The organism is Anaerotruncus massiliensis (ex Togo et al. 2026), assembly GCF_030825285.1.
Classification (GTDB): domain Bacteria; phylum Bacillota; class Clostridia; order Oscillospirales; family Ruminococcaceae; genus Anaerotruncus; species Anaerotruncus massiliensis.
The window spans coordinates 1-11,352 of the sequence record NZ_JAPJQF010000070.1; the positions used below are offsets into that span (position 1 = coordinate 1).

Annotated in this window: 10 protein-coding genes; 9 read left to right on the plus strand and 1 reads right to left on the minus strand. The window is 63.6% G+C overall.

What is annotated here, in order from left to right; all coding sequences use genetic code 11:
• Positions 1 to 229: 229 nt before the first annotated feature.
• Positions 230 to 790 (minus strand): uracil-DNA glycosylase family protein, encoded by a 561-nt coding sequence (locus RCI06_RS13325; protein WP_101552552.1) that lies wholly within the window; start codon positions 788 to 790, stop codon positions 230 to 232.
• A 150-nt stretch (positions 791 to 940) separates the two neighbouring features.
• Between RCI06_RS13325 and pduL the strand changes: the two genes are divergently transcribed.
• The 9 genes from pduL to RCI06_RS13370 all read left to right on the plus strand — a co-directional run.
• On the plus strand, positions 941 to 1,513 hold the full coding sequence (gene pduL / locus RCI06_RS13330; RefSeq protein ID WP_101552550.1) for a phosphate propanoyltransferase: 573 nt from the start codon (positions 941 to 943) through the stop codon (positions 1,511 to 1,513).
• Positions 1,514 to 1,601: 88 nt separating this feature from the next.
• Positions 1,602 to 2,927 carry a sodium-dependent transporter gene (locus RCI06_RS13335; protein WP_242970874.1) on the plus strand — a complete coding sequence of 442 codons (1,326 nt, stop codon included), beginning with the start codon at positions 1,602 to 1,604 and terminating at the stop codon, positions 2,925 to 2,927.
• Positions 2,924 to 3,658, plus strand: a complete 735-nt coding sequence (locus tag RCI06_RS13340; protein WP_306576349.1) for a DUF1638 domain-containing protein — start codon at positions 2,924 to 2,926, stop codon at positions 3,656 to 3,658. Before RCI06_RS13335 ends, RCI06_RS13340 begins: the two co-directional genes overlap by 4 nt.
• 168 nt (positions 3,659 to 3,826) lie before the next feature.
• The gene (locus RCI06_RS13345; RefSeq protein WP_101552544.1) at positions 3,827 to 4,891 is read left to right on the plus strand and encodes a GntR family transcriptional regulator; all 1,065 of its coding nucleotides are present in this window, start codon (positions 3,827 to 3,829) and stop codon (positions 4,889 to 4,891) included.
• Between the two features lie 28 nt (positions 4,892 to 4,919).
• A complete protein-coding gene (locus RCI06_RS13350; RefSeq protein WP_306576350.1) occupies positions 4,920 to 7,244 on the plus strand; it encodes a helix-turn-helix domain-containing protein in 2,325 nt (774 codons plus the stop codon).
• 242 nt (positions 7,245 to 7,486) lie between these two features.
• The gene (locus RCI06_RS13355) at positions 7,487 to 9,058 is read left to right on the plus strand and encodes an extracellular solute-binding protein (RefSeq protein WP_306576351.1); all 1,572 of its coding nucleotides are present in this window, start codon (positions 7,487 to 7,489) and stop codon (positions 9,056 to 9,058) included.
• A gap of 78 nt (positions 9,059 to 9,136) precedes the next feature.
• Positions 9,137 to 10,117, plus strand: a complete 981-nt coding sequence (locus tag RCI06_RS13360; protein ID WP_101552537.1) for a sugar ABC transporter permease — start codon at positions 9,137 to 9,139, stop codon at positions 10,115 to 10,117.
• A gap of 12 nt (positions 10,118 to 10,129) precedes the next feature.
• On the plus strand, positions 10,130 to 11,002 hold the full coding sequence (locus RCI06_RS13365; RefSeq protein WP_306576352.1) for a carbohydrate ABC transporter permease: 873 nt from the start codon (positions 10,130 to 10,132) through the stop codon (positions 11,000 to 11,002).
• Between the two features lie 51 nt (positions 11,003 to 11,053).
• Positions 11,054 to 11,352 (plus strand): hypothetical protein (locus tag RCI06_RS13370; protein ID WP_306576353.1); only part of this gene is annotated, 299 nt, incomplete at its 3' end.

Here is an 11,352-nt window from a genome sequence, read left to right on the forward strand (position 1 = left end):
GGAGTATCTCAGCAGTGAATTCCCGCTCGTCCGGGCGGGGCAATACCCCCGGCGCTTCGGCGGCCGCCCCTCCGGGCGGCCGCCTTTTTCTTTCCGCCACGGGGCGCGGCGGAGGGAGGGGGCGGCGGTCCGCCTGAACCAAAAGCTTTGAGGGGTTTCAGGGGAACTTTCCCGAAAGTTCCCCTAATCAACAAGCCACCCGTCCCCCCGTTCCTCGTCCCCTCGTTCCCTAAGTGAGTTCGTCGTACTTCTCGCGCAGGCGGACGAAGTCGTCGAGGGCGCCGGGCGTGTTGGCGGGATTGCGCAGCAGCGCGGCGGGGTGGAAGGTGCCCATCATGACGGTGCCGTTCTTTTCGAAGAACTCGCCGTGCTGGCGGGTGACCTTAAAGCCCGGGTCGATGAGCGCGCAGCCGGCGACCCGCCCGAGGCAGACGATGATTTTGGGGCGGATGAGGCGCACCTGGCTGCGCAGCCAGCCCATGCAGGCGTCCAGCTCGTCGCGCTCGGGGTCGCGGTTTTTGGGCGGACGGCATTTGACCATGTTGGCGATGTAGACGTCCCGCTCGCGCGAAAGGCCCACATGGGAAAGCATCCGGTCGAGCAGCTGCCCGCCCCGCCCGACGAACGGCTCCCCCTGGAGGTCCTCGTTTTCACCGGGGCCCTCGCCGATAAACATCAGCTTGGCGGCGGGGTTGCCGGCACCGAAGACGACGTTGCGGCGCGTCTCGGCGAGTTTGCAGTTGCGGCAGGCGAGCGCGGCCTCGCGCAGCTCGTCAAAGTTCTCATACATTCCGGACCCTCCCATGCGGCAGAATATGCAAAGTGTATTTATTATAGCACAGATTGAAGCGGAAATCAGCAACAAAGCTACTTGAAAAAAAACGCCGCAGGGCGTAAAATGAATACGGTAAAAAAATTACACAAAATGGAGGAACCGTTAATGTCTGAAAGATTTATCGTTGAGACTTCGGCGCGCCATCTGCACGTCACCGAGGAGGACCTCGAGACGCTGTTCGGCAAAGGCGCCAAGCTGCACTATAAGAAAGAGCTCTCCCAGCCGGGACAGTACGCCTGCGAGGAGCGCGTCGACGTGGTCGGCCCCAAGAAGACGCTGAACATGTCGATCATCGGCCCCTGCCGCCCCTCCACCCAGGTGGAGATCGCGCTGACCGACGCGCGCACGCTCGGCGTCACCCCGCCCGTCCGCGAGTCGGGCGACGTGGAGAACAGCGCCCCCTGCAAGCTGGTGGGCCCGTGCGGCGAGGTGGAGCTCAAGCAGGGCGTGATCGCGGCCAAGCGCCACGTCCACCTCGATCCCGAGACCGCCGAGAAGATCGGCGTCAAGGACAAGGAGATCGTTTCGGTCAAGATCGACAACCCCGGCCGCGCGCTCGTCTTCGGCGACGTGGTCATCCGCGTCAGCCCGAGCTTCCGCCCGGCGATGCACATCGACACCGACGAGGCCAACGCGGCCGGCTGCTCCGGCGAGGTCTGGGGCGAGGTCGTCAAGTAAGATTTCGCAGCCGAAAACCGCGGCAGGACCCCTGCCGCGGTTTTTTCTGTCCCGCCCGGGGAAAAACAGAATGATCGGAGGGTATGAGATGGATGCACCAAACAAAAATCCGAACGGCACCTTTGGCACCCGTCTGGGGTTCATCCTGGCGTCGGTCGGCTCGGCGATCGGCATGGGGAACATCTGGATGTTCCCCTACCGGTTGGGGAAATACGGCGGCGCGGCGTTTCTGATCCCCTATTTCCTCTTTGTGGCGCTCTTCGGCCTTGTGGGGCTGTCGGGCGAGTTCGCGCTCGGACGGCTCACCGGGACCGGCCCGGTCGGCTCCTACGACTACGCGATGCGTTCGCGCGGCAAACGGGGCGGCAGGCTGCTCGGCGCGTTCCCGCTGCTCGGGTCGCTCGGCATCGCCATCGGCTACGCGGTCATCGTCGGCTGGGTGCTGCGCTCGATGGCGGGCGCGGCCACCGGGGAGCTCTTCTCCACCGCGTCGGACGCCTATTTTTCGCAGGCGACCGGACGGTTCGGCAGCGTGCCGTGGCATCTGGCGGTCGTGCTGCTGACCGTGCTCTTCCTCGTCAGCGGCATCATCAAGGGGATCGAAAAGGTCAACAAGGTCATGATGCCCGCCTTCTTCCTCCTCTTCATCGTGATCGCCGTGCGCGTCGGCTTTTTGGACGGCGCGTCGGAGGGCTACAAATACCTCTTCATCCCCCAGTGGGAGGCACTCCTCAATCCCACCACCTGGGTCATGGCGATGGGACAGGCGTTCTTCTCCCTGTCGATCACCGGCTCGGGGATGATCATCTACGGGAGCTACCTCTCTAAAACGGAGGACATCCCCCATGCCTCGGCCCTCACCGCCCTGCTCGACACCGCCGCCGCGCTCGTCGCGGGCATGGCGGTCATCCCGGCGGTCTTCGCCTTCGGCCTCGACCCGCAGGCGGGCCCGCCCCTCATCTTCATCACGCTGCCAAAGGTCTTCGCGCAGATGCCCGCCGGGCGGCTTTTCGCGGTGCTCTTCTTCCTGTCGGTGCTCTTTGCCGGGGTCACCTCCCTCATCAACATGCTGGAGGTCTGCTCCGAGGCGGTCCAGCGGCAGTTTGGGCTCGGACGCACCCCGGCCGTGCTGCTGACCGGCGCGGTCGTCTTCGCGGTCGGCCTCTTCATCGAGTACGAGCCCTACACCGGCAGCTGGATGGACGTGATCACGATCTATATCGTGCCGGTCGGCGCGGTGCTCGGCGCGGTGATGATCTACTGGGTGCTCGGCCTGCCCGCCATCAAAAAGGAGCTGACCACCGGCAGGAAAAAACCGCTCGTGCGCGGCTTCGACTTCCTCGCCAAATACGTCTACGTCTTCCTCGCCGCCGCCGTGGTGGTGCTCGGCGTCGCCTACGGCGGCATCGGATGATGCGGCTGGCGGCGGTCGCCTGCGAGGTGTTCGGCCGGGAGCTCACCGCCGCTTCCGAAAAGAGCCGCAGCGCCGTGGAGACGCACTGGCTTCCCCAGGGGCTGCACGACACGCCCGATGAGCTGCGCCGCCGCCTTACGGAAACCCTCGCGGAGATCGAGCGCGCCGACGCGCAGGCTCCGCCCGATGGCCGGCTCGACGCGATTGTGCTCTGCTACGGGCTGTGCGGCGGCGGGCTTGCGGGGGTACGCGCCGGGAGGCTGCCCCTTGTGCTGCCCCGCACCGACGACTGCATCGGGGTCCTGCTCGGCTCCCAGCGGCGCTACCTCGACTACTTCCACAGCCGGGGCGGCATCTACTGGTACACGCCCGGCTGGCTCGACTTTGCGAAGACCCCCTCCCGCACCTGGTACGACGCGAAGCTGCGGGAGTATGCCGAACGCTACGGCGCCGACAACGCCGCGTGGCTGCTCGAGCAGGAGAACGCGTGGATCTCGGCCTATGACACCTGCATCTACATCGATCCGCCCGCCTGCCCGAGCCCGGCGCACGCCCGCCGCGCGCGGGAGGCGGCCGTAGAATACGGGTGGCGGTTCGAGGCGGTCCCCGGGGGAGCCGGGCTGCTCGACGCACTGCTCGCGGGGGCGTGGGACGAAACGCGGTTCCTCCTCTGCCCGCCCGGGAGGGCGGTCGCGCCGAGCTGGCGGGAGGATATCGTAAAAGCGGAATAAAAAAGGAGGCCGTCCGGCGGCCTCCTTTTTTCGTTTCCCCACAAAAGCGGCCCCGCGGGATTGTGAGATGCCACAAACCGGTCCGCGGATGGATTGACAGGCGCGCGGGAAGGATGGTAGACTTTTCTTGAATCTAGACCGTCTAGATATTATTGAGGGGGACAGATCATGGAGAGACGGCTGTACGACCATGTCAAGGAACTGCTCATAGAGGAGCTCGCCGGCTCTCCGCCCGGGCAGAGACTGCCCTCCCGCGCGGCGCTGGCGGAGCGCTTCGGGGTCAACCGCACCACGATCGAGCGCGCGGTCTCCGAGCTGATCGGCGAGGGCCTGCTCTACGCCCGCGACAAAAGCGGCACCTATACGACGGGACGGCTGCCCGCCGCGCACCATGCGGAGGGCGGGCGCAGGTGGGCGGTGGTCATCCCCGACATTCAGCACGACACCTATCCGGGGATCATCCGCGGGATCCAGGACGCGGCGGGCGACCGGGGGATCGACGTAATCCTCAGCAACACCGACAACAGCGTGCGGCGGCAGACCGCCTGCCTCGAGCGGTTTTTGGAGGGCGGGACGGACGGCATCATCCTGATCCCCGCGGTCTACGAGGGCACGGACCTGCGCCCGCTCATGCGGATCCTCGAACGGAGAGTGCCGCTGGTGCTCTGCAACCGGGAGGTCCCCGGCATCCAGGCGCCGGTCGTCAAGTCGGACAATTTCCTCGGAGGAAAGCTGGCGGTGCGCCACCTCGTGCGCACGGGGCGGCGGCGGATCGCCTATGTCTCCCCGCCCATCTACCAGACCTCGGCCGAGCGGTACCAGGGCTATCTGGCGGCGCTCGCGGAGAACGGGCTGGAGCAGGACCCGTCGCTGGTGAGCTTCGCCTGCGCGCCCGGCGAACCCGAGAACGCGTTAAGGGCGGTGACCCGCCTGCTGCAGCGCCGGGCGGACGGGGTTTTCTGCTTCAACGATGCGGCCGCCTGCGTCGTCTACGACGCCGCCGCCCGGCTGGGCCGGAAGGTCGGGCGGGAGCTCGCGGTGGTCGGATACGACAACACGCCCCTCTGCGAGAGCTTCCGCCCCAAGCTGACGACGGTGGACTTCCGGACATACGAGGTCGGGCGGCGGGCGGCGGAGCTCATCTGCGCCATGACGGAGGGGGACGAATCCGCCCGGCGGCGGTCGGTGGTGGTCGAGCCCTCCCTGATCGTCCGGGAGAGTACGCCCGGGTGAAACGGAAAACGGAAGGGGTGTGTGGAGTATGAAACTGCCGCTCGCGGGAGGCCGGTATTTCGTCCGGCTGACCTGCTGCCTGCTCGTGATCGCAACCATCCCGCCGCTGGTGCTCGGGGCGATCCTCTTTGGGAACGCCCGGCAGAACATGTCCCGGCAGATGGCGCTGTTCAGCCAGAACTATCTGGGCCAGACCCTCAACGCGATGGAGGTGGTCTTCAGCCAGATCGAGGACAGCGGAAGGCAGACGATCCTCGACTCCTCCTTCAAAACCTTTGAGACGTTTACCGACGGCAAGGGCATGGAGAAGCTGATCTCCTCCCTCGAGGTCGGGGAAAACCTCCGGGGGACCGCCCGCTACCTCGAGGCAAAGGCGCGGATGCTTGAACAGCTCCGGAGCTTTGAACTGACGAACGCCTTTATCGACTCGATCTACTTCTGCGATTCGGGCAAGGGGCTTGTCTACTCGTCGGCGGGCCTGCAGTACGGCATGGCGGATTTCTTCGACAAGGAGTGGTTCGGCTACGCGGACCAGGCCTTCATCTCCCCGGCGGTCATGGACACGCGGACGGTTGATTTTCCCTATAAGGGAAACCAGCAGGTAATCACGCTCGTTTTCCGCTCCTACTACAACGAGATGAACCTCATGGCGGTCAACATCGACGCGCGCAAGTTCTACGACCAGATCGTGCTGAAGATCGAGCGGAAGGGGACCGACAGCCTCTTCGCCTATTCGGGGGAGGGGGAGCTCCTGCTGAAGGATTACCGGTATCCGGAACTGCAGCAGCTGATCCAAAGGGAGCGCGTCGACGCGTTCAGGGACGGGCAGTACCACTGGGATTCGGGAAAGCTGGGCAGGAAACGCTACCTGCTGAGCTATCTCGAGTCGGACAAGCTCGGCTGGAACTTTGTCATGGTCTCGGACGTCCAGCAGCTCTACCAGGGGGTCGAGGCGCTGCAGATGGTGTTCCTGCTGAGCCTCGCGGGAGTGACGGCCTGCGTGATCCTGGCGGCGGCGGTCGCCTCCCGCAGGCTGTATTCCCCCATCGAGAGGCTGATGGAGATCGTGGGGGAAAGCCCCCGGAAATCGGGTTGGAAAAACGAATTCGACGGGCTGGCCGGCGTCTTTGAGGAACTCAAGATGAATGAGATGGACCTTGTCGAACGCCTGCAGAACAGTCTGCCGGTGCACCGGCGGCGTTTTTTGATCTCCCTGCTGCGCCGCAACGACTACTCGGAGGAGGAGGTGCGGCGGCAGTTCAAGCTGCTGAACATCGGGCTGGACGACCGCAGCCTGCGGATCGTGCTCTTTTCCTACGACGCGCTGGAGGAGGGGGACCGGTTCGGCCCGCTGAGCATCAAAAAGGACCTGCTGCTCAGCTACCTGCTGGACAATCTCCGCCCCTACCCGTTTGAACTGGCGGAGATGGAGGACGGAAAGGTGGTCGCGCTGCTCAACGCGGCGGAGGGCGATACCGCGCAGCTGATGGATAAGCTCGAGGGGATGCGCCGGGAGCTGGCGCGCGCGGCGCAGATCCCCTGCACCGTCGTGCTCAGCGGACAGATCGGCGAGGTGGGAGAGCTGCGCCGGGCCTATCTGGAGGCCGAACGTGCCCTGCTGCGCCGGGAACTCTCGGATGAGGACGGCGTGCTCTTCGCGGACGCGCCCGCCGGAGAAAAGGGGGTCCTCCGCTACAGCCAGGACCGCATCGACAAGATCCTCGACGCGCTCCAGTCGGGGGAGGGGGAGAAGGCCTGCCGGGCCTTCCGGGAGCTGCTCAAGGAGCTCATGCAGGAGAACGACCCGCTCGAATACCGGCAGGTGCAAAGCCTTTACATGGACGTGCTCACCAGCGTCGTCAAGCTCGTCAACGCGGCGGGCGTGCCGCCCGGCAGGGTGTACGGGGACACCCGGAACCTTTACGACGAGCTGCTCCGGCTCGACGGGATCGGCGCGGCGCTCAAGTGGTTCGACGGGGTGCTCACGGCCACGGCCGACTGCCTGGGCACTCTCGCCACCAAAAAAAGCGACGCGCGTGTGGAACAGGTCCTGGCGATCATCCGCGCGGACTGCAGCCAGAACACCACGCTGGAATCGGTCGCGCAGCAGCTCAACCTCAACCCCGCCTACGTCAGCCGGATTTTCAAAAAGGAGACGGGCGTCAAGTTCATGGACTACCTGACCGGGATGCGGGTGGAAAAGGCAAAGGAGCTGCTCACGGGGAGCAACCTCAAAATCAAGGAGGTCTGCGAACGGCTCGGCTACTCCAACATCAACTATTTCATCAAGGTCTTCAAGGACGCCACGGGGGTGACCCCCGGCGATTACCGCAGGATGAACCAGGGCCGGTAGGCGCCGTAAAACCGCCCCGCCGCGTAAGCGGCGGGGCGGTTTTACATATATTGGGCAAAATTTTCGTGGCGAAAACGATAAATATAGCATTTTTATCTATTTATTTTTGACTTTGTAGGTTTTTTGATGGAATTAGTCAAAATGCCGCCCTTTCAAAATAGCGGCTTCCTTTTTATACTCGGGGTGTGGCCGGGACCCGGCCGCACGATAACCGACTTCAATGAAATAGGAGGAAAAGAGAAATGAAGAGAAGGATTCTTGCAGCCGCCATCGCCGCGATGATGCTGGCGGGCAGCCTGACCGGCTGCGGCGGCGACAGCCCCGCTCCCGCGCCCGATGCGGACAGCGCCGCTCCCGGCGCCCCGGCGGAAGAAGGCGCCCAGTCCCCCGTCAAGATCGTCGTCTACAACAACAGCGGCTCGATCGCGGGCGCGGGCTCCGAGGCGGGCGCCGACCCCGCGATCATGGAGCAGATTCACCAGTGGATGCTGGAAAACACCGGCTACGACGTTCAGGTGATCGTGCCGCCCGCGGGCAACGAGACGGAAAAGCTCAACCTCCTGCTCGCCGGCGGCGACCAGGTCGACCTCTTCTGGGGGGACTGGTCGGAATACGCGAGCAAAAAGGTCATCGTCCCGATCAACAGCTACCTTGACGGCAAGGGACAGGACATCGTGAAGGCATGGCCGGAAGAGGCGTGGAAGGCCATGACCGACAAGGAGGGGAACATCTACGGCGTGCCGCGCAGCACGCCCAACCTCGGCAACCCGACCTGGATCCGGACCGACTGGCTGGAGAAGGAAAACCTGGAGATGCCCAGGACGATCGATGAACTGGACAACGTCCTGCGCACCTTCAAGGAGAACGGCACGGGCGGCGAGGGCACCATCCCGCTGCTGGCGGACATCGCGGGCAAGCACTCCTCCAAGGGGCTGCACAACTCCTTCCTCGGAGCGTTCACCGAGTATGGCTACAGCAACTGGCTCGACCCCACCGACAACAAGATCAAACCCGCCGAGCTGCAGCCCGGCTTCAAGGATTTCCTCGCCAAGATGAACGAGTGGTACACGAAGGGCTACATGTATCCCGAATTCGCCTCTCTGAGCAAGGATAAGATCCGCGAGATCGTCAAGCAGGGCAAGGTCGGCTCCGCGGCGGTGTGGTACTCCAACATCACCCTCTCCCTCTACGACTTGCAGAAGACCTTCCCCGAGGCGAATTACGACTACCAGCACGACGGACTCGAGGGACCGTCCGGCAAGGCGGAGACCGCCATGCCCGCCTCCACCACCGGTGCGCTCATCTCCGCCAAGTGCGAGCATCCCGAGGCGGTCATCGACATGCTCAACTTCATCTACAGCGATCCCGCCAACCATATGGTCACCTGGTACGGCCCCGAGGGGATGTTCTGGAAGTGGAAGGACAAGGACGCCCACATCTACGAGACGATCGGCGAAAAGACCGGGTACTACGCGGAATACGCCTTTGCGATCGGGCTCCCGATGGAGACCGCCGTCTCGGGCGACAACCCCCAGCAGGCCCGTCACCAGGAATATCTGACCAACGAGCACACCGACCTCAAGCGCGGCAAGATCCCGTTTGATTCGGGCATCGTCTACGACCCGGCGGTCATCAAGGCCAGAGTCCCCGGCGCCTCGGACATCTCGAGGATGCTCGAGGAGGAGACGATCAACTTCATCATGGGCACCCGCCCGATCGATGAGTACGACCAGTTCGTGCAGGAGCTCTACGACGCGGGCATGCAGGACTGGATCGACGCCTACACCGAGATGTATTTTGAACAGGTAAAATAGACGGCCGGAAAGCCGGCCCGCGGGAGACGGACGGGGGCGCGGGCCCCCGCCGCCTTCCCGGCTATAGGAGGGATCAGCGTGCGAAATCAGCCGGCGGTACTGCCGCGCCCCGCCGCGGGGAAAAAGGGCGGCGTCCCCGCAAGGCGGGGGCTGCCCGCAAAGATGTGGAAATACAAGATGTTATACCTGTTCCTGCTGCCCGGACTCCTGTACTTTCTGGTTTTCCGGTATATCCCGCTCGCGGGGTATATGATCGCCTTTAAGGACCTGGCCCCCTTCGAGGGGCTGTCGGCGATGTTCACCGGCGAATGGGTGGGGTTTCGGCACTTTCAGGAGTTTTTGAATTCCTATTACTTCTGGAACGTGTTTGGCAACACGGTGATTCTGGCGGTCCTGCGCCTGCTCGTCGAGTTCACCCTGCCCATCCTGCTGGCGCTGCTCCTCAACGAGGTGCGCAGTAAATTTTTCAAGACCTTTGTGCAGACGGTGTCCTACATGCCCTATTTCGTCTCCAACGTCGTGCTGGCGGGGCTTGTGTTCACCCTCTTTTCCACCAACGGGGGAATCGTTCCCGCCATTGTGGCGCACTTCGGCGGCGTCCCGAGCTACTATGTCACCGACGTGCACTGGTTCCGGCAGATTCTGCTGGGGGCCATCGCGTGGAAGAATATCGGCTGGAGTTCGATCGTGTATATCGCCGCGATGTCCGGCATCGACCCGCAGCTCTACGAGGCGGCCGCGCTCGACGGCGCCGGAAAGCTCAAGCAGATCACCAGGATCACCCTGCCCTGCATCAGCTTTGCGATTACGATCATGTTCATCATGCGCATCGGCGTCATCATGAACGAGGGCTGGGAGGAGACGCTGCTGCTCTATTCGCCCAGCGTCTACAAGGTGAGCGACATCCTCGACACCTACGTCTACCGGGCGGGGCTCACCGAGTTCCGGTATTCCTATGCCACCGCCGTCAACCTCTTCAAATCGGTGATCGGGTTTATGCTGGTCATGATCACCAACTTTATCGCCAACAAGATGGGCCAGCAGAATATGTATTCGTAAAGGAGTGATCGTATGGCCTGCAAGAGCACGGGCGAAAAAGTCTTTACAGTGGTCAACATCACCCTGCTGGTCCTGCTCTGCGTCTGCTTTTTGCTGCCGATGTTCATCGTCCTCATGCAGTCCTTCCTGTCGCAGGACGAGATTTCCCGCCGGGGGACCTTTATCCTGATCCCCGAGGTGTTCGACGCGGCGGCCTACCGGATGATCCTCTCCAAGGGATCGAGCATCTTCAACGCCTATGGCGTCACCATTATGCGCGTGGTCGCGGGCACTGCCACCCAGCTGTTTTTCACCTGCACGATGGCTTACGCGCTCTCGAAAAACGACCTGCCCAGCCGCAGGCTGGTCATCGCGCTGATCAATGTGGCGATCGTCTTCCCGGTGCCGCTCGTGCCGCTCTTTCTGCTCGTGAAGGGGGTGGGGCTCTACGACAGCTTCTGGTCGATGATCCTGCCCTTCGCGATCAATTCGGTATACATCTTCATCATGAAGGCGTTCTACCAGCAGCTCCCGCCCGGCCTGGAGGAGGCCGCCATGATTGACGGCTGCAACCAGTTCCAGCTCTTCCGGCGGATCGTGCTGCCGCTGAGCCTGCCGTCGATCGCGACGGTGGGGATGATGTACGCCGTTTGGCACTGGAACGAGTGGTTCTATTCCTCGCTGTTCATCGTGGACAACGCCAAGCTGCCGCTGCAAAACATCATGCGCGGCATCATCCTCAACGCGAGCGGTTCCGACCTCGCCCTGCCGCTGGCCAACATGCCCCCGGCAGAGACGGTCAAATGCGCGGTCATCATTGTCAGCGTCGTCCCCATCCTCTGCATCTACCCCTTCGTACAGAAATACTTTGCCAAGGGCTTCCTTGTCGGAAGCGTGAAAGAGTAAGCATGTAAACGCGTGAGGAGAGAAGGAGAACCGAGCATGAGAGAGAAAAGGATGAAAAGAGGACTGTCCCTGCTGCTTGCGGCGCTCATGGTCTGCACCATGGGCGCCGGGCCGGTGTGGGCGCAGGAGGACCTCTCCGCGCCTGCCGCGCGGTCCGAATCCGCGGATTCCGCGGTTCCGGACGCGCCCGTCGGCCCGGACGAGCCCGTCGACCCGGACGCGCCCACCGACCCGGACGCGCCCATTGACCCGGACGCGCCCATTGACCCGGACGCGCCCGCCGACCCGGACGCGCCTGTCGATCCGGACGCGCCCGTCGATCCGGACGCGCCCACCGACCCGGACGCGCC